The 24,950-nt window shown below is 55.4% G+C and carries 27 protein-coding genes; 1 reads left to right on the top strand and 26 read right to left on the bottom strand.

Going from position 1 to position 24,950, the window contains the following annotated elements; genetic code table 11:
* Position 1: 1 nt before the first annotated feature.
* From fucU to O4G22_RS10925, 5 genes are all read right to left on the bottom strand, one after another.
* Positions 2–421, bottom strand: coding sequence for an L-fucose mutarotase (fucU, locus tag O4G22_RS10945; protein ID WP_094136170.1), 420 nt, complete (start codon positions 419–421; stop codon positions 2–4).
* Between the two features lie 70 nt (positions 422–491).
* Positions 492–1,238, bottom strand: a complete 747-nt coding sequence (locus tag O4G22_RS10940; RefSeq protein ID WP_300775771.1) for an aminoglycoside phosphotransferase family protein — start codon at positions 1,236–1,238, stop codon at positions 492–494.
* A gap of 19 nt (positions 1,239–1,257) precedes the next feature.
* Positions 1,258–1,455 carry a hypothetical protein gene (locus O4G22_RS10935; protein ID WP_300775770.1) on the bottom strand — a complete coding sequence of 66 codons (198 nt, stop codon included), beginning with the start codon at positions 1,453–1,455 and terminating at the stop codon, positions 1,258–1,260.
* Entirely contained in the window at positions 1,452–1,595 is a 144-nt protein-coding gene (locus O4G22_RS10930; protein WP_300775769.1) for a hypothetical protein, read from the bottom strand. The genes O4G22_RS10935 and O4G22_RS10930 overlap by 4 nt, the downstream gene beginning before the upstream one ends.
* A 119-nt stretch (positions 1,596–1,714) precedes the next feature.
* A complete protein-coding gene (locus tag O4G22_RS10925) occupies positions 1,715–2,593 on the bottom strand; it encodes a hypothetical protein (RefSeq protein WP_300775768.1) in 879 nt (292 codons plus the stop codon).
* Between O4G22_RS10925 and O4G22_RS10920 the strand changes: the two genes are divergently transcribed.
* The gene (locus O4G22_RS10920) at positions 2,592–2,945 is read left to right on the top strand and encodes a hypothetical protein (protein ID WP_300775767.1); all 354 of its coding nucleotides are present in this window, start codon (positions 2,592–2,594) and stop codon (positions 2,943–2,945) included. The genes O4G22_RS10925 and O4G22_RS10920 overlap by 2 nt on opposite strands.
* A gap of 175 nt (positions 2,946–3,120) precedes the next feature.
* Here the strand turns inward: O4G22_RS10920 and O4G22_RS10915 are convergent, their stop codons facing one another.
* The 21 genes from O4G22_RS10915 to O4G22_RS10815 form a co-directional block, all read right to left on the bottom strand.
* Positions 3,121–3,459, bottom strand: a complete 339-nt coding sequence (locus O4G22_RS10915; RefSeq protein ID WP_306701785.1) for a hypothetical protein — start codon at positions 3,457–3,459, stop codon at positions 3,121–3,123.
* On the bottom strand, positions 3,456–4,196 hold the full coding sequence (locus O4G22_RS10910) for an acyltransferase family protein (RefSeq protein ID WP_306713886.1): 741 nt from the start codon (positions 4,194–4,196) through the stop codon (positions 3,456–3,458). The genes O4G22_RS10915 and O4G22_RS10910 overlap by 4 nt, the downstream gene beginning before the upstream one ends.
* Positions 4,197–4,286: 90 nt before the next feature.
* A complete protein-coding gene (locus tag O4G22_RS10905; RefSeq protein WP_300779990.1) occupies positions 4,287–5,546 on the bottom strand; it encodes a Coenzyme F420 hydrogenase/dehydrogenase, beta subunit C-terminal domain in 1,260 nt (419 codons plus the stop codon).
* 16 nt (positions 5,547–5,562) lie between these two features.
* On the bottom strand, positions 5,563–7,086 hold the full coding sequence (locus O4G22_RS10900; RefSeq protein ID WP_300779992.1) for a hypothetical protein: 1,524 nt from the start codon (positions 7,084–7,086) through the stop codon (positions 5,563–5,565).
* Positions 7,079–8,239, bottom strand: coding sequence for a polysaccharide pyruvyl transferase family protein (locus tag O4G22_RS10895; RefSeq protein ID WP_306701783.1), 1,161 nt, complete (start codon positions 8,237–8,239; stop codon positions 7,079–7,081). Before O4G22_RS10895 ends, O4G22_RS10900 begins: the two co-directional genes overlap by 8 nt.
* 6 nt (positions 8,240–8,245) lie before the next feature.
* Positions 8,246–9,274: a glycosyltransferase family 2 protein gene (locus tag O4G22_RS10890; protein WP_306701782.1), complete on the bottom strand. Its 1,029-nt coding sequence runs from the start codon at positions 9,272–9,274 to the stop codon at positions 8,246–8,248.
* Positions 9,275–9,328: 54 nt separating this feature from the next.
* Positions 9,329–10,333: a glycosyltransferase family 2 protein gene (locus tag O4G22_RS10885; protein ID WP_179218363.1), complete on the bottom strand. Its 1,005-nt coding sequence runs from the start codon at positions 10,331–10,333 to the stop codon at positions 9,329–9,331.
* A 25-nt stretch (positions 10,334–10,358) separates the two neighbouring features.
* The gene (locus O4G22_RS10880; protein ID WP_306701781.1) at positions 10,359–11,207 is read right to left on the bottom strand and encodes a glycosyltransferase family 2 protein; all 849 of its coding nucleotides are present in this window, start codon (positions 11,205–11,207) and stop codon (positions 10,359–10,361) included.
* Positions 11,208–11,210: 3 nt separating this feature from the next.
* Entirely contained in the window at positions 11,211–11,750 is a 540-nt protein-coding gene (locus tag O4G22_RS10875; RefSeq protein ID WP_094136159.1) for a putative colanic acid biosynthesis acetyltransferase, read from the bottom strand.
* Positions 11,751–11,778: 28 nt separating this feature from the next.
* On the bottom strand, positions 11,779–13,353 hold the full coding sequence (locus tag O4G22_RS10870) for a hypothetical protein (protein WP_306701780.1): 1,575 nt from the start codon (positions 13,351–13,353) through the stop codon (positions 11,779–11,781).
* A gap of 27 nt (positions 13,354–13,380) precedes the next feature.
* Positions 13,381–14,556, bottom strand: coding sequence for a glycosyltransferase (locus O4G22_RS10865; protein ID WP_306701779.1), 1,176 nt, complete (start codon positions 14,554–14,556; stop codon positions 13,381–13,383).
* Positions 14,553–15,692 (bottom strand): glycosyltransferase, encoded by a 1,140-nt coding sequence (locus O4G22_RS10860; protein WP_306701778.1) that lies wholly within the window; start codon positions 15,690–15,692, stop codon positions 14,553–14,555. Before O4G22_RS10860 ends, O4G22_RS10865 begins: the two co-directional genes overlap by 4 nt.
* Positions 15,692–16,735, bottom strand: coding sequence for a glycosyltransferase (locus O4G22_RS10855; RefSeq protein WP_306701777.1), 1,044 nt, complete (start codon positions 16,733–16,735; stop codon positions 15,692–15,694). The genes O4G22_RS10860 and O4G22_RS10855 overlap by 1 nt, the downstream gene beginning before the upstream one ends.
* A 2-nt stretch (positions 16,736–16,737) precedes the next feature.
* Positions 16,738–17,568, bottom strand: a complete 831-nt coding sequence (locus O4G22_RS10850; protein ID WP_306701776.1) for an alpha-1,2-fucosyltransferase — start codon at positions 17,566–17,568, stop codon at positions 16,738–16,740.
* Positions 17,558–18,697, bottom strand: a complete 1,140-nt coding sequence (locus O4G22_RS10845) for an O-antigen ligase family protein (RefSeq protein WP_306701775.1) — start codon at positions 18,695–18,697, stop codon at positions 17,558–17,560. Before O4G22_RS10845 ends, O4G22_RS10850 begins: the two co-directional genes overlap by 11 nt.
* Before the next feature lie 40 nt (positions 18,698–18,737).
* Positions 18,738–19,703, bottom strand: coding sequence for a glycosyltransferase (locus O4G22_RS10840; RefSeq protein ID WP_297405263.1), 966 nt, complete (start codon positions 19,701–19,703; stop codon positions 18,738–18,740).
* Entirely contained in the window at positions 19,700–20,872 is a 1,173-nt protein-coding gene (locus tag O4G22_RS10835) for a glycosyltransferase (RefSeq protein WP_290488539.1), read from the bottom strand. Before O4G22_RS10835 ends, O4G22_RS10840 begins: the two co-directional genes overlap by 4 nt.
* A gap of 33 nt (positions 20,873–20,905) precedes the next feature.
* A complete protein-coding gene (locus tag O4G22_RS10830; RefSeq protein ID WP_306701774.1) occupies positions 20,906–22,084 on the bottom strand; it encodes a glycosyltransferase in 1,179 nt (392 codons plus the stop codon).
* Complete coding sequence (locus tag O4G22_RS10825; protein WP_290488537.1) at positions 22,081–23,238, bottom strand: glycosyltransferase; 1,158 nt, start codon at positions 23,236–23,238, stop codon at positions 22,081–22,083. The genes O4G22_RS10830 and O4G22_RS10825 overlap by 4 nt, the downstream gene beginning before the upstream one ends.
* A 34-nt stretch (positions 23,239–23,272) precedes the next feature.
* A complete protein-coding gene (locus O4G22_RS10820) occupies positions 23,273–24,049 on the bottom strand; it encodes a glycosyltransferase family 2 protein (protein WP_295978972.1) in 777 nt (258 codons plus the stop codon).
* A gap of 30 nt (positions 24,050–24,079) precedes the next feature.
* Positions 24,080–24,925, bottom strand: a complete 846-nt coding sequence (locus O4G22_RS10815; RefSeq protein WP_306701773.1) for a sugar transferase — start codon at positions 24,923–24,925, stop codon at positions 24,080–24,082.
* Positions 24,926–24,950: the final 25 nt, after the last annotated feature.

Here is a 24,950-nt window from a genome sequence, read left to right as displayed (position 1 = left end):
GTCAGGAAAGAGGGGTAACGCCTTTTTTCAGGATGATGTTGCCGTATTTGGCCGTTTCCCCGGTGATGACGACGGCATAGGCCTTTTTAGCCCGTTCGTAAAAGGCGTAGCGCTCCATTTGCTCAATCTCCCCGTCATAATTCAGGGCCTTGCGGTATTTGGCCTCTACCGCAGGGTCCAGGGAGTCCCCCGGAACCGGGGCCATCATGATGACGGGGGTGGCGTAAGCGTCCAGTTCCAACAGGGGAATGACGGCGGCCAGCAGGGCGTCCGCCCCCAGGCCGTCCGCTCTCAGCACCGTAGGGTTGAAGGTATGGGCGGGAAAGTGGGCGTCTGAAAAGACAATTTCGTCGCCATGCCCCATTTCCGCGAGAATTTTCAGCAGGGAGGGGCTGATAAGGGGAGAAATATTTTTTAACATGCGCCGCAGTATAGCACCTGCCCGCGTCCCGGTACTATCATAAAATTGGAATAATGCCGATGATGCCCACTCAGCCGTTAACGGTCTGGAAGCATTTCCGGACGCATTCTTCCATTTCTGGCATTTGTTCTTCCATGCTTTCCGCCAGCCTGAGCTGGGTGCGGGCCCGGTACAGGTTGTGCCGTTCTTTTTTCGTTTTGAAATAAACGTCTCCTTCCTGGTAATCCGTCAGGAAGCGGATTCCCGTTTCCAGCGTGATGAGCGGGCCGGAAAAAGCGAGTTTGGAGACTTCCTGCGGCGTGATGAAGTCCCTGGCGGTCTTCAGATATCCCTTGACGACGGCCTCGAACATGGGCATGCGCATGAAGGTTTTGTCCAGGTCTTCTTCATCTTCCGCCGCGGGGGAGGTCATGGTGCGCACCGTGTCTCCGAAGTCGTACAGGACGCTTCCGGGCATGACGGTATCCAGGTCAATGACGCAGACGGCCTCGTCCGTCTCCGTGTCCAGCATCACGTTGTTGGTTTTCGTGTCGTTGTGGACGATTCTGACGGGAAGCTCTCCCTGTTCCAGAAGATCCAGCAGCACGTCCACGCAGCGTTCGCGGCGGCGGATGAAGTCCAGCTCTTTGCGGCAGGTGTTCAGCCGCCCGTGGGAGTCCGCCGCCGCCGCTTTTTCCAAATGGTCAAAGCGTCTGCGGGTGTGGTGGAAGAATGGAATGGTTTCATGGATGTCCTCCGGATTCATGTCGCACAGGAGCTGTTGGAAAGCGCTGAAAGCCCTGGCCGCTTCGTAAGCCTGGCGGGGATGGTCCGCCACGTCGAACGTGTGGGTGTTTTCAATGCAGTTGTAGCAGCGCCAGAAGCCGGAACCGGGAATTTCCAGATACTTGCGGCCCCTCCCGCGCGAAGTACAGGTTCAGCGTCTGGCGGAAGGGCGTTTTCAGCACCCGGAGCATTTTCCAGCGGATGTGGTTGGTCACCTTTTCCACGTTGTGCATGACGTCTCCGGGGCAGGGAAACACGACGTCGTTCACGCGCTGGAAATATAGCGGCGGGTGGTGCCGTCCGGCTCCAGGCAGGTAGCCCGGAAGGTCATGTTGATGTGGCCGCTGTTAATGGTTTCGCAACGGAGGAAGTTTCCTGCGATGGCAAACGCGTCGCTCAGGGCGGCCACTTGTTCCTGAACGGGGGCGGTATGGAAAACGGGGGATATGAAAAGTTAAAGAAAGGCTCCGGCATGATTGATGGCACATGCCGGAGCCTGCGTTGGTTGAGTGAGTGACAGTCAGATTTTTAGAAGGAATAGGCAACTCCTACCCCGGCGACGAAGGTGAAATTGCGGTAAACCTTGGATGGTTCCCTGTAGGGGAAACGGGCGGAGGCGCCGCGGTGGTTGGCCGCCAGGCCGCCGTTGCCGAGCCAGACCGTTCCCACGAACGGAGTCACGATCAGGTCTTCCGTTGCCTTGACAGGGGCGGAAACCGTCAGGGAAATGCCCTGCGTTCCGTTGGCGTTCAGGGAATTGCTGTCAAAATAACCGGCCGTGGCGTTCCAGGTGCCCGCCACGATAACGGAGGTGGATTTATTGACGTCATATTTGTACCCCAGGGTATTGGTGAACCACCAGCCTGTCATCCAGCGGAACGTGTATTGGACGCGGCAGTCCCAGAAGAAGTTTTCCAGCCCTTTGCCGAAGTCATGGTGGATGTCCAGAACGAAGCTGTGTTCTTCCGGCCTGTTGTGGCTGAAAGCGGGGATGCCGGAATTGCTGCCCGTGTTATGCGTGTTGAAACTTCCGGGGACGCCGCCGTGAACAAACTGGTAGCTCAGGGCCGCGATAGTTGATTTCCCGAATTTGCGGCTGACGCCTAAGATGGCCGAACCTTCGTCGCAAATGCCGGAATCATCGTGTTTCAGGCCATTATCCGTCAGCCACTGATATTTCAATCCGCCTATCAGGGAATATTGATTGTTCAACTGATAGGCGCCGACGGCTTCCAGAGGAATGACATGGTCGCTGGCGGAATTCTGGAAAGCCAGGCCGCGGCTGATATATTTGGTAGCGTAGCCTGTTCCCAGCTGGGCGGAGAATGCCTCGCCGCCGTTATTGGCGTTTACAACATCCAGGGGAAGCTGGATATCGGCAGAAGCCATGCCGGAAAAAGCGGCCATGGCCGCACATGTTGCGATAATGGTTTTATGTTGCATAATTAGAGGGGAAAAATACGGTAACAATATTTTTATTTTTAGCAAGGGTATCTTCAATACCAGAAAAGAAATGGAAAGATATGTTCAACGTATGACAAAAAGTGTTAAATATTCGGCGCGTTATTACATCGTGCAAGGGCATTTTTCCCAGGGAAAACTTTATTGCTTCCACAAAAGTCAGATTGATTTAAACGGCTCCCTGCCTGTTCTGCGGCAGGCGCGCTCACGGGGGATGGCTTTTGCGAAACTGCCGATGCCGCGGATTCCTTTTCCAGCGCTTTCCTTAACTGGGGCTTCAGGTGTTGGAAGAGTCTGATGGAGCCTTTGCTGGACATGTGGTCTTTGTCCTTGTACAGGATTTCCCCATGTTCACAGGCGTTGAACGGTCTGTCCTCCGGTATATGGGGAAGGATGCGCAGGACGGCGCAAAGTCCTTCCTGTTTTCAAGAACCATCCATGGGGCTGTCAGGCATGGAGCGCCGTGGATTTCTTCACTTTGGAGGCGGTTTGACGCCAAATAGCCAGGACGCGAGAAAGTTGCTGGAACGAAGTACATTGCTTATCAATAGACAGAGGGTGATGATGGCTGCTGATACGGTGATGCCGATAAACAGTTGAATGATGACCGTATTGCCTGTGGTAAAAAATGGCTGTAAAAATTCCAGATTGGGAAGGAAAAAGAAATGGATCAGGTAAATGTCCAATGTGCGCCGGCCGATGTATTCCAGAAGATTGCCAGAGATATTGCCTTCGTTAAAGTATCTCTCCCTGCTGAAGAAGAATGAAACTACGACTATTAAACCGGCATATCGTACAAGAATGCCGATCATCTTGGTGGAATTGGGGGGGGGGGGGATATTTGGGAATTTTCAGTTAAATTCATAAAACAAAGACACACCACAAAAATAACTATGAAAAGGGTTTTGAACCAATCCTTTGTTAATAACCGCGCAAACTGGTTCCAGTATTTGCGGCAAAAGATTCCCAATGCAAAAAACTGGAAATAGCGGGTTACTTCATACTCGCACAATATGCCTCCCAGCGGAGAATCCCAGAATTCTCTTATTACCGGCACCCCGAAAGAGAGGAAATAGATGGAAGAAACGAGCAGGAGCCCGATGTCCAGCATGCGCTCCGTGCAACATAACCTGGATAACAGAGACAGAGCCAGGAAGATCACAAACATCTGAAACAGGGTGATGGTAAACCAATATCCCTGGAAACCCGTGTGCAGCCATGTAAAGATTCCCTGGCCCTGACAAAACAGGAACAGGGAACAAAACACAATCGTTCCAATTACTTGTGCCTGAATCTTCCTTTTGATGACGTCCCCCACAAGGGAGGCGGTCCATCTCGTGCAAATCCTGTAGGCGAAGAAGCCGCTGACAAAAAAGAACAGCGGCATCCGGAAAGTCATGATCACCCAGTTTACAGTACTGTCCTTCACGTCGGTCAGGCCCATGGAGAAAAGTACTACATGACTGAATACGACGAAAATCATGGAAAAGCCCCGGAGGGCGTCAAAGTATCTCAGCCTTCCTGTTTTCTCCTCTATACATTTATTCATGTTGATCGGAACGTGTTTAAATCTGAAAGGTGTCGCATTTCAGGCGATTACTATCGCAGGTGATTGATAATCAGTTTATTCGGGCAACTGTTAAGGCTTTTCAGAGTGGTTTTTTTCTTTTCTGCCGGAAGAGAACGGCGAGCGGCAAAGAATACATTTCAACACGGATTTTAATTTCGTCTTTATCTTTGCAAGAAGCTTAGGGCGGAAATATGATTCCATCAGATTGACCGCCGCCTGATCGGAACGGCATTTGGCCAGCTTCCGGAAAAAGGAGTCCCGATGAGGGTTTTTCCGGGGATCAAAACGTAATCCCTCATTATGCGCTGCCGCCCATTTATATTCGGCAGGACGTAAAACGGACAGAGAGCCGCGCACAGATTCCAGCAATGCGTGAGCCCTGGGCGTCTTGCAGATAATGATGGAAAGCCCCTCTTGCATGACCAGATCCGGAAAATAGTTTTCCACTCCCCAAAAATCTCCAAGCGTGATGTCGCTGCCGCTTTCCATATTTTTGGCAGGGCATTTTTCACATGACGGGCGGGAAAACATGCCTTCCAAAAAACCGCGTCCGTAGGCGGTTTCATAAATGGAATCTTCAAGGGGTGGGGTGTTGGTTGATTCCACCACGAAGGAATCACATCTCCAGCCCCGCGCGGGAGAGAAAGTCTTTTTTCTCATGAAAACGCCGGAAACATCGGAAATCCTGTTCTTGGTGATCAGATTGCGGAAAAAGGACTTCCAAACCTTCGGAGACGGTACGCTATGGCAGGCAACATCAACGGTAATTAAAAGTTCGGAGTTTTTCCGGATGACTTTTTTCAGCCCTTGAATTTGGCACGGAGTTCCGGAAAAAAGGACTTTACGGTTTGATTTCAGAAAATCACGGACCTGAAAGAATGCGTTTCCTATGGTTGACTGGACATATTTGCTGCCTTGGAAAAGATACAGGTCTTTTTTGTCTGTGATGAAATCGTGGCGGACTCCCATGAAATCCTCGTCCCACCTGGCTCCAAAAACGACTCCTCCCTCATTCAAGACCTTCTCTGCCAAAATGGGAAATATTCCTCCGGAAGCGCTGTTCTGCGCCGTTAGGCTATCTCCGCTGCGTGCGGCATACGCTTTGATTGGTTCTCTGTCTGCCTCTTCCGCGGCGTTTTTTCTTTCTTCCTTCTGTGAAATCATGGGGCAGACGTTCTCGCACAGATGGCAGTCCACGCAGAGGCTCTGATCAGTTGACGGATAAAGGAAGCCTTCCTGATCCGGATGCATGGAAATGCATTTCCGGGGACAGATTGTCACGCAGGCGTGGCAGCCGCAACAATCGTATTTGTTTTCCAAAATGATCATGTTCGTGAATGAAGAGTTAACGGTGAAGGTATTTTTTTGCCTGCACGATGACAATGCGGCGTTCTTCCGGGTTGAGGCCTAGGATGTAAATGCCTCCCATGGAAATAAGGCAGGAGAAGAGAAGCACGAGGATATTCCCATATGGAAGGAGTGAGCGAAGATTCAGCAACATGAAATTCAACGCGCTGACCAGGAGAATAGTAAGAAGCGTTTTGAGAAAGACGGAACGGAGAAAGAGAGTAATGGAGAAGGAAAATCTTTTCTTTAGCAGGAAAAGTCTCAGGGCAGACGCAGCGAACGTCAGAACAATGGATACTACAAGGAAAGAAACGGGCGGATATCCCCATTGGAAGGCCAGATAGCTTAACGGGACATTTAACAGGAGAATTGTCCCCACGCTGGCCTGGTAAAAGGCGATTTTCCCGGTAGCCAGGAGAACGGTGATCAAATAGGTGGAGTAGCTTTCCGCCAGCACATTGGCCAGGAAAAGGATAACGAAGATGTTGGTGTACTCGGGAATTTCCTTGAGCCAGAGAGAGAGGATGAAATCAATGTTGAAGCACAGGGGGAGAATGAAGACGGCCAGCAGAAAGAAGCTGTAGCGCGTTCCGTTGAAGACAAGTTTCCACATGTGTTCGTAGTCTCCCGCCGCGTAGCTTTTCGTGATTTGCGGCTGCATGGCGCTGGAAAAACTTCCCATCAGGGCCGTGACCCCGGCGGATACCTGGGACGCCACGGCCTGCGCGGCGTTGATGAGTACGCCGAAAAAGAGGTTGATGACCACGTTGATGCCGGAACCTTTCAGCAGCCAGGCGATGGAGCCGAAGAGGTTCCATGAATAAAATGCTCCCATTTCCTTGAGGAATGGCTTGTCCAGGATGGCCCGGTAGCGGCAGATGGGGTAATGCCGCATGCAATAGAAGACGTAAAAGCCGCTCGAAGCCAGGGTGAGCAGGAAGCTGTACCCGGCGAAGTAAATCAGCCTGTCCATGGGAACGTAATACAGCAGGATGACGCATATTACTTTGACCCCTGTCAGCAGGATTTCTACTGTCGCCAGCACCCGGAAATTTTCATGCGCAGCCAGCGTAGCGGTGTACGCCACGTTGAGCAGGCTTACCAGGAATGTCATCAGGGAAATCTGATAGACCCAGTTGACGGCATTCATTCGGTCCGCGGGAAAAACCATGCGGCAATTAATTGCCCACAGCCCCACGGTTTCCCCCAGGATGAATATCACCAGGGCAAAAATGAAGAGGATGCTCAGGGAGGAGGAAAAAACCTTGTTCAGCCTTTGGTTGTTGTTCCTTCCCAGTTCATAGGTGATGAACCGGCTGATCGCCGTGTTCAGACTGCCGTTGAACAGCCCGAAGAGCGCCACCAGACTGCCGACGACGTTGTAAATCCCGTAATCCGCTATTCCCAGCGCGTCCAGGGTAAGGCGCGACGTGTACAGCCCGATGACCAGATTGATCAACGAACGGGTGTAAAGCAGTATGGTGTTGCGGGCAATGCGTTTGTTGCTGTTTTCTTCAGCCATGGCGGGTAGCGGAGGTGCATTGTTGAATGGCGTTTTTCAGAAACTCCATGGAATGAATGCGCAGAGCCTCCCAGTTCCGTTCGACGGCCGTCCAGTTAATGGGACGGTCCAGTTGTTCGGCCAGGGAGCCTTTTTCCGGATGGTAAATCCTGTCTTCCAGGCCCAGGGATTCCAGCAGGGAGAAAATACGCGTGTTCTGGACGGCTGTTTCTCCTTTTTGAAGAATGGTTATAAAGGGCTTGCGCATGATAAGCGCGAATACTGTGCCATGGAAGGAATTGGTGATGATGCAGAGGGCTTCCTGGAAGGCCTGCAGGAATTCATAAGGATCCGGGGAGATGGAATATTTTTCCGGGATGCAGCATTCCGCTCCCTGAAGAGGAATGATGCGGAGCGTGGCGCGCATTTTTTTCCCGACTTCTTTCACCTGCTTCCAGGGAAGCCGGGAAAGCTGGTCAATGTTGAGAAAATATCCCAGGACGCACGGTTCGGAAAAGTACGGCGGCCTCCCTTCCGTCAGCCGGCAGTATTCCCTGCGGTCCAGGAGCAGTGTGGGATCCAAAACAACTTCAACTTTTTCTGCGCCGGCTTTCCGGCATATTTCCACCCCGTGTTTTTCCCGTACGGAAATGGCGGAGAATTTAGGGAATTCCCTCTGGGCCAGGGCATGCCATTCCGGGGACTGTTGCCCCCATGCTGCGCTTGCGGCATAGGCCATGCGTTTGCCGGCAGGGGCGAAATCCAGAAGTTTTTCCGGTTCGCAGGATGTCCATATCTGGTCGCTTCCCGCCAGGTATGCGTCAAAATCCAGTTCTTGCGCGTTGAGTTCTCCGGGGAGGAAAATGGGGGACAGGGAGTGTATCTCCTGTTCAATAAAGGATTCAAATGAAGGGGCAGTCTGCGGGGCTTTCCGTTCCGGTTTCAGGGAACGGGCGCAGCGGGCAAGCAAATTCCAGGGATGCCGGCAGTAATAGTCCAGTTTTTGCCGAGTTGTGGGAGGGGGGGGGACGGGTAGCGGTTTGGGGAGCTGCTTGATCAGGGCGGATTGAACGGACATTCCTTCCAACACCTGCTGCATGGCATATAACTGCATCAGGGAGCCGTAGTTGCGGGTGATAAACGAATAATGGATGGTGATAATGCCTATCTTCATTGGGCGTCAGCTTTTAAAAAAGTTTCTAACGGCGTTTGAGAGAGTCTGAAAACGGGTTCCGAGGCCGAACTGCATTCTGAGGTGCCGCAGAATCATCTGGAGAGAAGCAAGCTTTTTCCCCTCCTTCAGATAATTCATGTAAGGGAAGGAGGTTGAGGCCGCGATGGCGGCCTGATCCTTGTGGTCAAGTTGCCGGATGATTTGCCGGTAAAAGTTTTTTCCGGAAAGAGCCCTTCTCAGCGTGCCTGTAATGCGTTCCCTGCATTCCCCGCGTTCCAGGCCGGAGGGGACGCACTGGTAGAGGCGGTAGATGGCATTGATGGAATTGATGAAATCCGACGTTTTCATTCTTCCGCGGACAATGTTGTTCATAATGCTGCTCTCGTGGCCGGCACGGTAATGGTACAGGGGTTTCCGGATGATGGAGACGCGGCGGCTGTGACAGAGCATCCGGGTGGAAAATTCCATATCTTCGGATACCTTGAGTTCTGGCGCAAAGTGGATTTGATGGGCGCGGATCGTTTCCACGCTGAAAAGTTTCGCCCAGATGGAGACATCTACCAGAGCCGCTCCGGAGAAGGATTTTTCAGTTACCGCGTATTCGTCCCGCATGTTTTCGGAAGGGGGGTAAGGTGTTTCCATGGAAACCTCCTGATGATTTTCCTGATGGATGCAGATGGAACACATCACCATATCGGCGCAGGATTCCTTCATGGCGGAAAGGAGGCTTTCCAGCGCGTCGTCCTCAACCCAGTCGTCCGAGTCAATGAATGTCAAATAAGGGGCGGCGGCCAGTTTGATGCCCAGATTGCGTGCGGCGGAAACGCCCCTGTTCCGCTGGTGGATGATTTTGAAACGCGCGTCTTTGTTTCCGTATTCGTCCAGAATGGCTCCGCTGCCGTCCGGGGAACCGTCATCTATGCAAATACATTCCCATTCTTTCAGGGTTTGGCGGAGAACGGAATCCAGGCATTGGCGCAGATGGCGTTCCACATTGAACACCGGAATGACGATGCTGACGAGAGGCTGGGTCATATTGTTGAAAGGCTGTGTATGGGCGATGCCGTTTGGATGGGGAGGCTCAGAGGGTTAAATGTTCCTTGTCTTCAGCAGAAGGTGGGCCAGTCGGTATCTGCGCGCCGCCAGCAGGCGGCAGACGAGGTGGTAGTAGCGGCCGCACAGGGGAAGCTCCGCCTTGCGGGCGGCCAGGCCGCTGGAAAGGAAGTCCCGGAATACTTCCCTGCGCGCGGCATAGGGCTGCCGCTGGAGGGCATGGAAAATCACGCTGATTTTTTGCAGGATGTAGCCTTTGACGACGGGGATGTCTTCCTGCGGGAGGGAAAGGGTGCTGATCCAGGCCAGGAATTTGGCCGTGAGCGTGTCTATGTCCCGGACGAGGTTGAAGCGGCTGCGCTTGGCCGCTCCGTTTTCCTTTTCCTGCGCGCGGTAGTGGTAGAAGGCTTTTTTGACCAGGCTGATGTCCGGGGAGCAGGCGGAAAGATAGTCCAGGACAAACTGGAAGTCTTCAAATACGACGGCGGAGGTATTGAAGCGGATGCCGTTTTTTTTCAGGAGTTCCGTGCGGAACAGTTTGTTGCAGGAGGATTCCATGTCCAGGCTGGTCAGCAGGTAGCGCAGGAAGGCCCCCGTTTCCTCCGCGGGGATGTGCTGGTCCCGGCTTGGGAGGGTGGTTTCCGTGCGGATGAGCCGGAGCCCCGTATGGAAGTCTTTGCTGATTCCGTAGCAGAGGAGGGAGGCTTCCGGCGTGCGCAGAGCCGCCTCATGCAGGCAGTCCAGCATGTCCGGCTCTACGGTATCGTCCCCGTCCACAAAGGCGGTCCAGCTTCCCTTCGCCACGGAGAGCCCCGCGTTGCGCGCGGCGCTTACGCCCCGGTTGTCCTGGTGGATGGCGGTGAAACGGGAATCCTTCCGGGCATATTCGTCCAGAATGGCTCCGCTCTCGTCCGGGGAACCGTCATTGATGCAGATGCATTCCCAGTCCGTCAGGGTCTGGTTCCTGATGGAGTCCAGGCAGTCTCTGAGGAAGGGGCCGGAACGGTAAACGGGGATGATGATGGAAAAAAGGGGGGACATGGAGAGAAAGCGGGGCGGAATGGAATCAGCGTGCCGTTTTGGCGGCGTCTTGTTTCTGTTTTTCGAATTGCCGGGCATCCACGAGGGTCCTGTACCACCATCCCTGCATGAAATGCCACAAAAATCCTTCCCTGCCGTCCAGAAAACCCAGTTTCAGGAAATAACGGTAGCAGAAGTAGGCGAAGGAACGCCAGAAAAGCGGCTGGCGGGCGTAGCGTTCCTTCATGGCCCGCTTTCTGGCCGCCTGCCCGCTGATGCCGGAGGCCGCCGCGGAGGAGGAGAGGATGTCTTCAATATCCGCCGCTTCCCGGGCGGAATAGTCCACGTGCTTGTGCGCCCACCATCCCAGGTCATTCAGGTTTTCGTCCACGAAGTCGTATTCGAATTCGACGGAGCGGCCCCGGCTGAGTTCCATGTGTTCGTCCATATGGCGCTGTTCGCACCTGGCCGCGCCGTAGCGGAACAGGCGCAGCAGCTTGACCGGGTAAACGCCGTGCTTCATCCAACGGCCCAGGAAAATATGCCTACGCTTGTGGATGATTCCGGTGACGTCCGGGGGGAGGGAGGGCAGTTTTTCTTTCAGTTCTTCCAGGGCTTCCGGCATGAACCATTCGTCCGCGTCCAGTCTCAGGACCCATTCTGCGGTGATGGGGCAGTTGTCCAGAGCCCAGTTGAATTGCAGGGCGTACAGGCCGGGCCATTCATGCTGGATGACCTGCACCCGGGGGTATTCCCGGCAGATGGCGGCGGTGTTGTCCGTGGAAAAACAGTCAATGACAAAGATTTCCCTGGCGATGGGAAGAATGTTTTCCAGACAGCGGCGGATATGGAGCTCCTCATTTCTGGCGAGGATGATGACGGCGAGGTTAAGCATGGTTCAGCGGATCGTGCGTTGTTTGATGAATTGGGCCGGGTTCCCGCCTACAACCGTCCAGGGAGCCACGTCCCTGAATACGGCGCTGCGGGCTCCTACCACGGCTCCCCTGCCAACCGTCACCCCCATGCCCACAAAGGCCTGCGCCGCCACCCATGCCTGGTCTTCCACGGTAATGGGGGCGGAAATGAGGGAGTGGGCGGGGTCCGAGATGTCATGGGAGGCCGTGCAGAGGAAGGCCCCCTGGGAGATGACGGCGTGGTTCCCGATGGTGATGGGGGCCTTGTTGTAAATTTCCGTATCGGGGCCGATGCAGGCGTATTCCCCCACGGAGAGGTTCCAAGGAGCCCAGATTTTACTGCTGGGGTAAACGAGGGAGGCGAGCGGTATGCGCGCCCCGAACAGGCGCAACAGAAGGTTCCGGGGAACTTTCATGGCGTTGGTGACCATGATCCGGAAGAGGGTCCTGTTGACAATATACCAGCCGTACCGTTTGAGGCGGTAGCTGAGGGAGTAATGTTCCTGGTAACGGGAAAGGTCCATGGCGAAAGGGTGCGGAGGTGGAAGGGGGTTATGGACGCGGGGCGGCGGCGGGTTCCGCATCCGTCCTTATTCCGGTGGAAAAGGGGGCCAGCGGGCCGTCCGCGGACTGGCCCGCCTTTTGGAAATAGATGTTCCTGAAGGCGCGTCCTTCTCCGGTTCCCCAAAGCGGGCGGTTCCAGGGATGTTCCGGGTGGTGGAGGTGCCCCTTCCATTCCCGCTGCATGTTGGCAAGCCGCGCGGGTTCCGAGAAGGCGAGCGTGGGGGCGGCCTTGGCAAAGACGGAAAGGCTGGGGAGCGCGGCCAGGATCAGGTAACAGACGCACAGCCGGCGCCACCGGGGCGGCCCCATCCGTTCCGAGAAGATGCGGGTGAAGATGAGAGCCAGGCAGAAGAAGCTGACGCTGGAGGCTTTGTAACAGAATTCATTGTAGCCGCCCACGGAACCTATGTAAATGAAGTAGGTAAGGGTGAGAATGGCCAGGGCTGACCAGAACAGGGCGTCTTTTTTGAAGCGGCGGAACAGGAGCGCCGCCGGAACGCCGACCGTCAGCAGCCAGGAGCCGGCCATGGCGGCCCAGAATTTCCAGTTGCCGTACTGGAGCAGGTCAAAGGGGGAGTCCTGCCACGTCAGGCGGATGCGGTTGTTTCCGTTGCTGCTCGTGAAATAGATGCCGGCCAGCAGCACCAGCGCGGCGCCCGCCAGCACCGTCCAGGAGGAGAAGTATTGCCTGACGGGCGTGCGGAGGATCAGCGTGCGGACGGCGATGAAGACCAGAAGGCCCAGCGAGCCGATGGGAGAGGCGAGCAGGCACAGGGCGGCCAGGAAGAGCTGGTATTTGGGCGGAATGTCCCAGGCGACCGCCATGGACAGGAACAGCCACAGCAGCGTGGTGTGATGGAAGGTGTAGTGAAGCTGCATGGTGGGGGGCACGCCCCCGAAGAACGCCAGTACCGTCAGGTAAAGTTCGTGGGCCAGCGGCCCTTGCAAATGGAATAAATGAAGCCCCCACCTGACGATGCCGTCCAGCGGGCCCTGGAAGATGAGCAGGAGCAGGAAAAGCAGGGTGGCCGTACGGAATTTGCTCCAGAGGACCGTGAGGGTCAGCGCCAGGCCCAACCCCGTCCAGGCGGTCAGGACGTAGTTGATGATGAAGATGTCCGAACAGGAGAGGCATTTGCACGCCAGGGCCGGGGGAAGCCAAAAGGCGAGGTAGTAGATGAAGGGCCGCCCGCCCGCGTCCACCAGCGGCCAGTCGCAGCGGATGAGCGTTTCATAAATGGGGTTGCGGACCACGAAGTCCGCGTGCTGGGAAGTGATTCCCGTCATTCCGCCCGCCAGAAGCCACAGAAGGGAAAGGGCGAGGACGCAGAGGTAAATGGCCATCTGGCGCCTGGTGAAATGAAGCGTGGGGGCCGGGATTGTTGCGCTCAGCAGGACGGCTGCCGCGGCTACGGCCGCAGCGGCCGGAACGGAGAACAGGGGCCTGACCCATCCCAGCAGGAAAAGGATGGTCGGGAGCGCCATGTAGGCCACGGCGCAGGATACGGCGAGCCTGCCGCTGACGGTGAATGCGATGTCCGTTTTGTTCCGGGTCTGTTCCATGTAGAGAGAGGGGGAGGGAAAGCGGGTTCAGGAGGCGTGTGGGCGGAAGACTTCTTCCCACTGGGGGATGATGTGCTCCCGCGTGAATTTCCGGCTTTTGGCTACGGTTTTCCGCGCCATGGCGTGCAGGGCGGCCGGTTCCTGCATCAGCCCTGCGGCCATTTCCGCCATCCGGCGCGCCTGGAACCCTCCGGCTGCGGGCAGGATGCAGCCGTCCTTGCCGTGGTCCACCAGGTCATAGGCGGCGGAAAAGCTTCCGTAAACGATGGGGGAAACTCCGAAAGACATGGCTTCCACCATAGCGAGAGGCAGCCCTTCATATTCGGAGGCCAGAAGAAGGAGGGAAGCCTGTTCGTAATACGGAGCCGGATTTTGGAAGCCTTCAAAGGAGACGTGCTTCAGGCGGTGTTCCGTGCAGAATTCCTGAAGGGAGCGTTTTTCCGGGCCGTCTCCCACCAGGCGGAGAGTCCAGTCCGGGAAGCGGGGTTCCAGCAGCGCCCATGTTTCCAGCACGCGGGAGACCCGTTTCTGGTTGGGTTCCAGCCGTCCGACAAAGAGAACCTCCTTTTTCTTGAGGGCCGGATCATAGCGGAATTCCGGATTTTCCACGGTAATGGGGTTGGGAATCGTCAGAAGTTTTCCGGTATCCTTCAGTCCGGTGATGTTCCGGAAGGCCTGGTGGAAACTGTCAGAAAGGAGGATGTAACGGTCGCTGTGGGCGTAAACGTAACGCAGGCTGGCACCGGTAGCCATGGAGCAGCCTTTCAGCAGAAGGCGCAGGAACGCCCTGTTGACCGGGTTTCCCGTCCGGGCGATGCGCATCCGGAGGCCTTCCAGCCGGGCGTTGCAGTCCGGGGCGTTGTGGTGGACGGCCAGCAGGCGGCAGGGCAGGCCTTTCATGGCTTTCCGGCACAGCCTGGTGACGTGGAAGGGCAGGCACCACTGGTTGATGATGACGTCAATGTGACTGGAGGCCAGGATGTCCCGCAGGGCGTCCCGGTTGGCCCGGCTGGAGACGGGGTAACTCAGCCGGTGCAGGGTGACCCGGTCGTCCAGCGCGGGGGTGGGCGTTTCCGTCACCTGTTCAAAGGAAACCACGTGCACCGCATGGCCCCGGGCGGAAAATTCATTCGCCAAAATGGCGGTGACGGTTTCCACGCCGCCCACGGAAGGGAATTTTCCAAGCAAAAAGAGAATGTTCATGGGAGATAGACAAATTCCGGTTTGGCTTCCTGCCCCAGCAGATACCGGTACAGGCGTTTCATGCAGTCGGCCGCGTGAGGGGCGGCGCAGGTTTCCATGACGAGGGCGCGGCCGCGTTCCCCCATGGCGAGCCTTTCCTGCGGGGAGAGGCTGAAGGCGTTTTCCAGGGCTGCGGCCAGGGAAGAGGAATCTTTGCCGCACCACCAGCCGCACCTGCGGGTGTTCAGTGTTTCCCACGGCGTTCCCCGGCTGGCGATGACGGGCGTTCCCGCCAGCAGGGCCTCCGCAATGCTCATGCCGAAGTTTTCCTGGTGGCTGGGGGCGCACAGGACGTCCAGGGAAGCGAGCATTTCATATTTCCGCCTCCCGGATACAAAGCCCGTGAAGGAGATGTTGGAAATGTTTTCCGCCCGGACCAGTTCTTCCAGCCGGGCCTTGTATTCCGGTTCTCCGTCCCCGATGAGCAGAAGCTCCGCGTTCGGGAGGCGCAGTTGACCCCAGGCCGTGATCAGGGCCTCCAGATTTTTGATGGGATGAAGCCTGCCCAGGAACCCTGCCCGGAAGCCGTCATGCCCGGGGCGCCTGATGTCCGCAAGATATTCCGGAATCCGCACCGGATTGGGGATGACGGCCACGGGGTTGGAAAACCCCATGTCCCTGTAGTATTCCATTTCCTTGTCGCAGGTGACGTGGACGCAGGCGGCTCCGGCGATGTCTTTCCGGTGCCCCAGGGCGAGCATGAGTTTCTTTTTCCAGCCGCCGCGCTCCAGCGCCTGGGGATACAGCATGCCGTGCAGGGAAACGATGCAGGGGGTGTCCGTTTTGCGCGCGTGCGCGCATGTCGCGTGGTTGACGTCCAGCCACAGGCCGTTGGTATGGTAGAGGCTATATTGGGAGCCGGCCAGAAAACGGCGTATGTTCCGGGAGACGGCGAGGGGAGTGCGGGCGTCAAACGGGCAGGCATGGATGAAGCTGTCTTCTCCCACCATCCGTTCTTCCGGGGTGCCGGGCTGGAGGGTGAGGATATCCGTGGGCATGCCGGAAGCGTTCAGAGCTTTGACCAGGTCATAAGTGCAGGTGCTGGTGCCACCCGAACGGGAGTCAAGGGATGCGATGGTTTGTAATATGGGAGCCATTAATCTAAAAGGGAGGTATATGCCTTGAGCTGCGCTTCCACGCGGCCGTTCCAGTTGATGTCCGCTACGCGGCGCGCCATGGTCTCATAGTTCTTTTCAACTTCATGAATGGCGTTGCGCAGGCCGTCGGGAGCGGCCAGGGAAAAGACCGCGCCCGTTTCCAGAGCGGTCACCATGTCGGCGGCGCTGCCCACCTTGTCGCTGGCGATGACGGGCAGCCCCCGGAAGAGGGCTTCTTCCACGACCAGACCCCAGGGCTCATAGAGCGAGGGGAGGATGAACACGTCATGCCGTTCATAGATTTCCGGGAGCCTGTCATTGGGGATGTGCCCCAGAAAGCGGATGTTGCCCCCGGCCATGTTTCTGAGAAGTTCCTTTTGGGGCCCGTCCCCCACGATGGTCAGAGGCCGCCCGTTGGAGTTGAATTCCCTGATGAGCATTTCCAGATTTTTTTCCGGCGCGAGGCGCCCGACGTAAATGTAGTTCAGGGGGGAGGACGGGGAATGGGGACGGGAGCTGCGGCCTTCCATGTTAAAGATGCCGACGCTGCCCGTGACGCGGATGTCGCCCGGGTAGCGGATATGCTCAAACAGGGCGCGGTGGGGGGAACCGGAAGGGAGAGCCGCGCTCATGCGGCGTATGACGGCTTTTTTAAGCAGGCCTTTCCAGCCGTTCATGCCGGAATCAATGGCTGACGATTCGCAGATGACGGCATTGCGCCGTTTTGAGGAAAGAAAGCTGTAGATGTTGTATTCCGGCGCCATCCAGCCGGAGAACAGCACTCTGCGGGCCCGGACCCGGGCCATCAGCTTCAGGAGCCTGAACAGGACAAGGGCCTTGTTTCTTTTTCCCGCGTCTCCCTCATGCAGAAAGAAGTAGTCAAAGCCGTTCTCATTGCCGGAGAGCCGGGTATTGACCGCTTCCGCCCCATAGCCGTAAAGAACCAGAAGAACGGAGTGTTTTTTCGCCAGTTCCTCACAAAGCCTTGCCTTGTAGAAGGAGGGCGTATTGGTCAGGTAGATGAAATCATATTGCTTTTTCATATTTAAAGCAGCGTCTTGAATTCATCCGGAATGCGGGTGCTGTCCCCCAGAACGGCTTCCGGAATGCGGTCCCGGAACACCCGCTTGAAATGCCTTTTGTTGAACAGGATGGGGCGTTCCCCCATGAATGCCCCCCAGGCGGAGAAGGTGGAGTCCGAAGCGATGACCCATTTGCACTTGCTGATGGCGTACATATCCGCGTAGGCGTTGCCGTAAAACGCGCGCCTGGTGTTGGACAGGGCCAGCAGCTCCCGCAGCTCTTCGTCCGAGCCGTCGGAAAAGATGAGGAATTGCTGGGACGGCTTGATGGACAGGATTTCCTTGACGAGATTCACGTACCAGAGGATATCCACCCGCATCTCCGGGGAATAGTCTCCCAGCCGCACGTGAATGGCGATGCAGTCCTTCAGGGCTTCCGGATGCACGTTTTCAATAATTTCCTTCCTGGTGATTTTTTCAATGAATTCATGCACCAGGTCCATGTGTTCATTGAGGTCGTCGAAGTATTCCCCCATGCCGCGGATTTGTTTCACCTTCCGGGAGCCGGGGCGCAATTTTTCCGCAAGCAGCAGTCGGATTTTTTTGAATCCGCTGATTCCCAGTTCATTGAAAATTTTGAAATAGACTCTTTTATCTTTCTCCCGGCGCAGGAAGGTTCCCGGGCTGAGTTTGGTCCAGGTGGGGGAAATATAGCCTGCGTTTTCCTGCCTGCTGAGTATGTAGGCGCGGGCCGCCACAAACATGCAGTTGGCAAGCCCCGGTCCTGATAAACGGAACCAGCCGAAGTCATAATCCGAGAGGACGGGGTAGAAGTATGTTTTTTCAGATTCCATGTTTAAGGTTTGTCATGCGTTTTTGTAATACGGCGAAGGAGGTGAACAACAGGGTTGTGACTACCTGGTTGATCCCCCACAGATATGATTCAAAGTTGGCGGCGATGAGAACGGAGATAATGATGAACAGGTGTATCCTGTCATAATCGCAAGCGGATTTATGGAATTTCCGCCAGACGGTGAAGGTATAATACGCCATGAACGCAAACAGTAACATGGAGTAGGGAATACCTATCATTTTCATGATGTCAAGATAGCCGTTATGGGAGCCCAGGCCGCTTACCTCCTTGGCCTTTTCACTCTGTTCCACGTCAAAGCCGTTTCCCAGGATGGGGGATTCTGCAATCATGAGGAGGGTCGCTTTCCGTTCTCCTTCCCGGGAGGATGAAAAATCCATATTTTCCACGGATTCCGTGAACCGGTTCAGGCCGGTGGAAGAGATTCCCGTCATGGGCAGGATGATTTGCCAGGTGAGGATTCCGGCCAGAAGCACCGCCAGAAATCTGACGTTCAAACCGTATTTGATGATGAAGGTCAAACAGAGAATGCCTATGGAAGCCCGACTGCCGGAGAGGAATGTGGCCAGGGCGCACAGAAGAATGATGGCGATTTTTTTCTTTGAGCGGTCGGAAGAATCCAGAATCATGGCCCCCGCGCATAATGAAGAGACGGCTCCCAGACCATTCGCGTTGCAGAACCCCAGGGTGTAGCGTCCCTCAAAAACAAGGTTATTGTGGACAAAACCGAGGAGGATGAGCACGCTGGTGACGGCCGCCAGAACCGGCATGAGACGCTGCAAATAAAGTGACGGGTCCTTCTGGACGGAAAGCGCAATCATCAGGCAGCAGACCACCTTGGCAAGCAGATAGATCCCCGTTTTCTCATTAAGGTCAAAAATACCGAAGGTGAATTGATACAGGATGAAGATGAAGACGAAAGAATAAATGAAAGAGGATGATGCGATCGTCTTCCGGTCAAGTACGCGTCCGGCGTTGATCAGCAGCAGAAGAGCCCCCAGACCCAGCAGAAGGAAAGACCCCATGGAGCCAATGCCGCTTAAGAGCATGTACTGCTGGCCTAGCTGGCAGAGAATGAAGGCGAAAGCCCAGTATTTGCAGAGTGTGGCCATATCCGGATCCGCTGAATTCGAGTGAAGCTGAAAAAGACTGTTACTGCATATATCCCAGTTGGCGCAGTTGCTGGAGAATACGGGTCATTCTTGTATCCCATGATGCGTTTTCCCTGGCGGCGGCCAGGTTTTTATCCGCCAGTTCCTGATAGGAGGAGATGTTGTCCAGAATCTGGGAGAGCCGGTTGCCGATGTCCTCATCCGTCTCCAGTTCAATGACGGGATTGTACCCCAGCAGATCGACCAGCTCTTTGGGGGCATGGCCGACAATGAGCGTTCCGGAGAGCATGCATTCCCAGTAACGCTGCGTCAGCGTTTCCACATCGCCCGCCATTTCCGGGTGGGTTCGGCAGCGCGGGTAGCAAATGACGATTTTTGAGGAAGCCAGCCCTTCGCACAGGGAAGGGAAGTCCGGAAAGACGAGGCGGCCCGGCTCTTCCGGGTAAAGATAGCTGAGGCGGGGAGACGACTGCCGCATTTGAAGAATGGCCTCGTGCACGGGCTGCATCAGGCGCCCGATCTGGAGAATGTCCGTCCGGCGTCCCTCCAGGGGGCCTCCGTCCCGGTAGCCGGCGGGGTCTATGCCTTCCGGAACATGAACCGCGTTAATATGCGGAAGTTTTTCCGTCACGTATTCGCAAACCTGGGATGAGGTGCACAACAATGTTTGCACATGGTGGCGTTTCAGGGAGGAGATGAGGCGCGGCCAGTACCGGGGCCAGACGTCCCACAGCATGGGCACGATTTCATTTGCATAACCGAACGGCCACGCGAATGAATCCGGATAACCGGCTCCCGGCACCAGCAGCGCCCTGCGTGAACTGGTGAACAGGCGGAAATTCCGTGAAACGCGGGATTTGGCGATCAACAGACGCAGATTCCACGGAGCAGAGATTCCCTTGACCGTTTGCCCTCCGCTGGTTGTCCATGCGTCCGCAAACCATTGCATGAAGAATTGGTAATTGCCTTCTTTCCTGATAGGTTCCAGTAATGTTAAATGTTTCATGATTTTACTGCGTTGAACATGTTTTCCCATTCAGAGACAGTCTGCTCCAAATTAAACAGGGGCGCCGCGGCCAGGCCGTTCGCCGCGTAGGTGGAGAGGTCTGAGGCCGTCATCTCGCGCATGGCCCGGCACAGGTCTTCCGGATTGTCCGACTCAAAAAAGATGCCGGCGTGATGTTTGCCCACTATTTCCCGGCAGATAGGTATATCCGCCGCCAGAATAGGCAGTCCACAGCACATGGCTTCCACCTGGACGAGGCCGAAGCCTTCGCAGCGGGAGGGAAAGACCAGGATGGAATGGCGGGGAAATTCTTCCACCATGTTTCCGTTTGGCCCGTGCAGGATGATTCTTTGGCCCAAACCGTGGGAGGATACATATTCTTCAATCCATCCTTTCAACGGGCCATCCCCATAAATATGGAGATTCCATTCCTGGTCCGTTTCAATGAATCTGCGGAACGCGCGGACGGCCAGATCAGTCCCTTTCTGGCGGGAGAGAGCTCCGACGTAAACGAACGTTTTGCTGGTGAGGGACGATTTCCCGGCCGGTTTCATCGTGTTGGGGTTGTAGATTCGGCGGGCGGGAAGATGATGTTTTTCTTTGAATTCTTTTTCGTCCCCGTCAGACAGGACGATGATTTCATCGAAACGGTGGTAATATGCCTTGATGGCCTCCTTCATGTACCGGGAGAAGAAGGAACCCATGTTGGTGAAATAATTGTCATAGGAGGCATGGGACCACGTCATGATTCTCATGCTGGGCAGGAGCTTCTTTTTGGTAAGGGCGAGAAGCAGGGAGTCTTCAAATCCGGAACCGAAAATGACTACATCATATTGATGTTTATTGAGGTGGTTCGTCAGCGCCTTTTTGAAGCCTGACGTGTAGCGCGCGGCCGCGTATAGCCGGCAGCCGAGGGCGGAGCTGAACAGAGGGGTTTTACTGACAAGAATGTCCGCCGCGGAGCGGCGAACTTTCTCATATAAATTCATTTCCTTGCAGTAAATATGAATTTGTTCCCGGTTGATTCCGTTAATGCCTGACTGCGGAAGGTTTTTCAGGGAATAGAGGCTTACGTCATGGTTGCGTGACAAGGCGTCCATCAGACAGGTCAGGACTTTGGGGACGCCTCCTATTCCGAAATCCGACCATGCGACAAAACAAATTTTCATCTCTGCCAGTGATTTGATAACGTTTTTCTGATCCTACAAAATGGCGTTCCACCTGGATGCCAGGTTTGAGGGGCTGAATTTTTGGGATATGCTGAGGCTGTGAAGGCTGAATCGTTTCAGCTCGTCGGGATTGTTCGTCAGGGCCATGATAGCGTTTGAGTAATCTTCTTCCTGAAAGGGGGGAATGAGGATGCCGTTTTCCCCGTGGGAGATAATATCCCGGACGGCAGGGTAGCTGTCAAAGGCAATAGGAACGCATCCGTGCTGCATGGCTTCTACAAGAACGAGGCCGAATCCTTCAAACGTGGAAGTCATGCAGAATATGGAGGCTCTGGAATAGTAAGGTTCCGGATTCTGGAAGCCGTGGAAGACAATTCGGGAAAGCCCCAGTTTTTGGGCGGAATCCTTAAGCAGGTCCGCATCCGGTCCGTCGCCCACAATGTCCAGATGCCAGTCCGGGCATGCTTTTTCCACTTTTTCCCATATGCGCAGGAGCCTGTCCACTCCTTTTGAGGGATTATCCAGCCTGCCGACAAACAGGCAGCGCGGTTCTTTTTTCTCTTCCCCGGGAAGAGAGGGCAGTTCCACCATATTGGGAATACAGGAGAGCTTGTTCCCGGGGACGGAGGGACACAGTTTCTTGAATTCTTCAATGCCCCCTTCCGAGAGCGTTACTATCTGGTCATAGTCTGAAGCCAGTTCCCGGAACAGGCTGCGCTGAAGCAAAACGGCCCTGCATTTTTTTAATGCCAGGATAAACGTATTATAGAAAAATGAGCGTGTCTTGCCGATCAGGCCGCGTCCGGCGGGCTTCCGGTTGACGGTCCGGTAATGTTTCAGGTAGGTATATTGGGAGCTGTGCTGAACGGCAATGAGTTTAACGGAAACCCCGTTCATGTGCCCGCGACGCCGGAAAATTCCCCACCGCCCCACAATTCCTCCTTCCGTCTGGTCGATGATGGTCTCAATTCCTCTTTCCTTAATCAAGCTAAGCAGAAAATTCTGTTCTTCCTCCCGGCTGAGGGACGCGGGAATGAATACGAGATCCGTCGGAGGCACGTATTCTTCCCCCAGCCTGTTTTTGTTTCTGCAGAGGAGCGTTACCCGGTGGCCTTCACCGGCAAGCATGGCGGCCAGGTGGTGAGTGGCCCGCTCCATGCCGCCCTGTTTGCCCAGGGGTTCATTGGGAAGATAGATGACGATGTTGCTCATGGCTGGTCCTGCAGGCATTCCATCCACAGGGGAATAACCTTTTCCGGTTGATAGTTCGTTAATACTCTGGTGGAGGGAGGGACATAGGGGCCGCTCATCAGTTCATCCAGCTCCCGCGCGAAGAGGCGCAGGCTGAAGGGCGGGATGAGCCGTCCCGTCTCCCGGTCCGGCAGCATGTCTTCGGCAGCGTGGAAACTGTTGAAAACCACAGGAACGCAGCCGTAGGAGAGAGCTTCGTTAATCACCATGGGCATGCCTTCGTGGGTGGAGGTGAGGCAGAGTATTCTGGCCTTGCGGTAATAGGGCGCGGGTTCCTGGACCCCTTCAAAATGGACGTTTTCCAGCTTCAGCCGTTCCGCCATCCGTTCCAGATTGCCGCGTTCCGGGCCGTCCCCCACCAGGTACAGATGCCAGTCCGGATGAAGAGGCTGCACTTTTTTCCAGACGTTCAGCAGGCGATCCACCTTTTTGGGAGAATCCGCCAGCCTCCCCACATAAAGAACGGCGTTTTCCTTTCCGGAAAGGTCGGGCTGAACGGGGGCATAAGTCAGCAGGTTGGGGATGGCGTACAGACGGGCTCTTTCCGGCGGCCCCGCCAGCTGGAGGGCGTCTTCCGTGTAATGCCGGGAAAGAAAGACCACCTTGTCTGACCCGCGGAACATGTCCCTGTATTTCCTCTTCTTGTTGCTGATGGCCGCATGTTTTTTATAGGGCAGCAGCGCATGGCGCAGCAGCGTTTTTATGGTATTTCCCCAGGTGGAGAAATCCTTCCGGAGCAGGCAGGAGAAATAATCCAGCCCTGTGCGGACGTCAAAGGAAATCCAGGAAATGATGGAAGCCTGGATGTCAAGGTGTTCATGGCTGAAAAAGAAGGAGTCATCCTGATTGGCTCCGCAGTTGATGATGCCGTCCGTCTTTTGTGCGGAGCACAGGGTTTCCACATATTCCCTGTTTTCCTGGCAGAAGAGCGTGTCCTGCCGGGGAAGGGTGAAGTAAGGCGGGGCCCCGGGAGGTGTGTCCGCCGCCTGCCGGAGCGACAGGAAGGAAACCCGGTGGCCGTGCTGCGACAGGGCTTGCGCCAGAAGATACGCCGCCCGTTCCGTTCCTCCCGCATGGGGCAGGATAGGCTGGTCAAAATAGAAAATCAGGTTCATGGCGGAGTGACGGACAGGTGCGGACTGGGAAAATTCAGCGGGTTTTGAACAGGTAATGGATGGGATTGCGCGTGCTGCCCGCCTTGGCCAGCAGCCGGGTTACTCCATAATGCCACGGGTAAGGGAGGTTGTTTTTCCTGAATGCCTGTTTGTTCTGGCGCGTGTTCCTCAGGATGGCCCGCAGGCCCGCCGTACTGGAGCCTCCGGTGCGCATGAAGACCATGTCGCGGTCGATATAGGCGGTGGAAATATGGTTTTTTTCTATAAAGCGCAACATGAGTTCAAAATCCGCCGCGCTGCCGATAGCGGGGTCAAAGCCGCCGTAACGGGTAAAGCAGTCCTTTTTACAATAGAATGTGGGGTGCGCCGGGCACCAGCCGCGCTGGAAGGAGCCGGGACGATACTCCGTTCCGCGCCATGTGCGTACGATTTCCCTTGCCCCGTTGATGTAGTGCAGATTGCCATGTACGGCATCCGCCCCATGCCGGGCAAACGCCTCGGCAATGGTTTCCAGCACGCCTCCGTCCTGGTAATAGTCGTCCGCGTTCAGAAAGCCGACGATATCTCCCGTAGCCATGCTTATTCCTTTGTTCATGGCATCATAAATCCCCTTGTCCGGCTCGGATATCCATTTCATGCGGCCGGAAAATTGAGGACTGTATTTTTCAATCAATTCCACGGTCCCGTCCTTGCTGGCCCCGTCCACGACAATGTTTTCCACGTCCGGGTAAGTTTGCCGCAGAATGCTTTCCAGCGTGTCTTGCAGCGTTGCAATGCTGTTATAACAAACCGTAATGACTGAAATTTTCATTTTTCGGTGGTGGTGGGGAGTGGATGAATTTTATTGGACATCTTTCCGGCGGCTTCTCATGATAAGCTGGGTATTTGCTCTCAAGCCTCTGGTCGGCTGGTCTTTAGGAACCAAGGGGGTGTGATCAGGCCCTCCGAAGGAGGGAAGGGGTTCCTTTCGGATAGTTCTCAAGATAAGCTGCGTATTTTCTTTCAAACCGAAGGTAGCCATATCCCTTGGTTTCAGTACCCGAACCGGCGTGCTGAGAGCGTCCGGACGCTGCTGGATGCCTTCTCTCTCAATGACCTTGAGGAAGGTGTAAAGAAAGATGTTCAGGTCGTACCTGAAGGTCAGGTGGCGTTGGTAGCTCAAGTCATAAGATACCCGTTGACGGAAGGTGAGGTTATTGCGCCCGCGAATCTGGGCCAGCCCCGTGATGCCCGGGCGCAGGGACATTCTTCTTCTCCGGGTGGCAGGGGTGAAGATGTCCATTTGATCGGGAATCCAGGGGCGTGGGCCGATGAAGCTCATATCCCCCAGAAGGACGTTGATGAGTTCAGGCAGTTCGTCCAGGGAGGTGCTGCGCAGCAGGGAGCCTAGGTGCGTCGTGCGTTCTTCGTCCGGGAGCAGGTTGCCTTCCCTGTCCCTGGTATCTTTCATGGTTTTGAATTTGATGATATAAAAGGGTTTGAGGCCGAGCCCGATGCGTTTTTGAAAGAAAAAGGGTGAAGTGCCCTGGATGATGGCCAGCAGAACAGTCAGAATGACCAATACCGGAAACAGGCATATCAGGCCGAAGAGCGCGCCCGTGAAATCCAGGGCGCGTTTTCCGTAGCGTTTATAGAAACTGTTATGCAGCGGTTTGCTGACGCGGACATTAGTTGTAGGGATTGTCATGAGTATTGTACGAGAGGGGTTGTTG

It is taken from the genome of Akkermansia muciniphila (assembly GCF_030848305.1).
In the GTDB taxonomy this organism is placed as follows: Bacteria; Verrucomicrobiota; Verrucomicrobiia; order Verrucomicrobiales; family Akkermansiaceae; genus Akkermansia; species Akkermansia muciniphila_A.
Note: the sequence above shows the minus strand (reverse complement) of the source record. Positions and strands in the feature narration are given on the sequence as shown.

Excerpts from the sequence above, each read along its gene's own strand:
- fucU (WP_094136170.1), bottom strand. The coding sequence starts at position 421 with ATGTTAAAAAATATTTCTCCCCTTATCAGCCCCTCCCTGCTGAAAATT.
- O4G22_RS10920 (WP_300775767.1), top strand. The coding sequence starts at position 2,592 with ATGGCCGCACATGTTGCGATAATGGTTTTATGTTGCATAATTAGAGGG.
- O4G22_RS10925 (WP_300775768.1), bottom strand. The coding sequence starts at position 2,593 with ATGGCCGCTTTTTCCGGCATGGCTTCTGCCGATATCCAGCTTCCCCTG.
- O4G22_RS10915 (WP_306701785.1), bottom strand. The coding sequence starts at position 3,459 with ATGATCGGCATTCTTGTACGATATGCCGGTTTAATAGTCGTAGTTTCA.
- O4G22_RS10910 (WP_306713886.1), bottom strand. The coding sequence starts at position 4,196 with ATGAATAAATGTATAGAGGAGAAAACAGGAAGGCTGAGATACTTTGAC.
- O4G22_RS10905 (WP_300779990.1), bottom strand. The coding sequence starts at position 5,546 with ATGATCATTTTGGAAAACAAATACGATTGTTGCGGCTGCCACGCCTGC.
- O4G22_RS10900 (WP_300779992.1), bottom strand. The coding sequence starts at position 7,086 with ATGGCTGAAGAAAACAGCAACAAACGCATTGCCCGCAACACCATACTG.
- O4G22_RS10895 (WP_306701783.1), bottom strand. The coding sequence starts at position 8,239 with ATGAAGATAGGCATTATCACCATCCATTATTCGTTTATCACCCGCAAC.
- O4G22_RS10890 (WP_306701782.1), bottom strand. The coding sequence starts at position 9,274 with ATGACCCAGCCTCTCGTCAGCATCGTCATTCCGGTGTTCAATGTGGAA.
- O4G22_RS10885 (WP_179218363.1), bottom strand. The coding sequence starts at position 10,333 with ATGTCCCCCCTTTTTTCCATCATCATCCCCGTTTACCGTTCCGGCCCC.
- O4G22_RS10880 (WP_306701781.1), bottom strand. The coding sequence starts at position 11,207 with ATGCTTAACCTCGCCGTCATCATCCTCGCCAGAAATGAGGAGCTCCAT.
- O4G22_RS10875 (WP_094136159.1), bottom strand. The coding sequence starts at position 11,750 with ATGGACCTTTCCCGTTACCAGGAACATTACTCCCTCAGCTACCGCCTC.
- O4G22_RS10870 (WP_306701780.1), bottom strand. The coding sequence starts at position 13,353 with ATGGAACAGACCCGGAACAAAACGGACATCGCATTCACCGTCAGCGGC.
- O4G22_RS10865 (WP_306701779.1), bottom strand. The coding sequence starts at position 14,556 with ATGAACATTCTCTTTTTGCTTGGAAAATTCCCTTCCGTGGGCGGCGTG.
- O4G22_RS10860 (WP_306701778.1), bottom strand. The coding sequence starts at position 15,692 with ATGGCTCCCATATTACAAACCATCGCATCCCTTGACTCCCGTTCGGGT.
- O4G22_RS10855 (WP_306701777.1), bottom strand. The coding sequence starts at position 16,735 with ATGAAAAAGCAATATGATTTCATCTACCTGACCAATACGCCCTCCTTC.
- O4G22_RS10850 (WP_306701776.1), bottom strand. The coding sequence starts at position 17,568 with ATGGAATCTGAAAAAACATACTTCTACCCCGTCCTCTCGGATTATGAC.
- O4G22_RS10845 (WP_306701775.1), bottom strand. The coding sequence starts at position 18,697 with ATGGCCACACTCTGCAAATACTGGGCTTTCGCCTTCATTCTCTGCCAG.
- O4G22_RS10840 (WP_297405263.1), bottom strand. The coding sequence starts at position 19,703 with ATGAAACATTTAACATTACTGGAACCTATCAGGAAAGAAGGCAATTAC.
- O4G22_RS10835 (WP_290488539.1), bottom strand. The coding sequence starts at position 20,872 with ATGAAAATTTGTTTTGTCGCATGGTCGGATTTCGGAATAGGAGGCGTC.
- O4G22_RS10830 (WP_306701774.1), bottom strand. The coding sequence starts at position 22,084 with ATGAGCAACATCGTCATCTATCTTCCCAATGAACCCCTGGGCAAACAG.
- O4G22_RS10825 (WP_290488537.1), bottom strand. The coding sequence starts at position 23,238 with ATGAACCTGATTTTCTATTTTGACCAGCCTATCCTGCCCCATGCGGGA.
- O4G22_RS10820 (WP_295978972.1), bottom strand. The coding sequence starts at position 24,049 with ATGAAAATTTCAGTCATTACGGTTTGTTATAACAGCATTGCAACGCTG.
- O4G22_RS10815 (WP_306701773.1), bottom strand. The coding sequence starts at position 24,925 with ATGACAATCCCTACAACTAATGTCCGCGTCAGCAAACCGCTGCATAAC.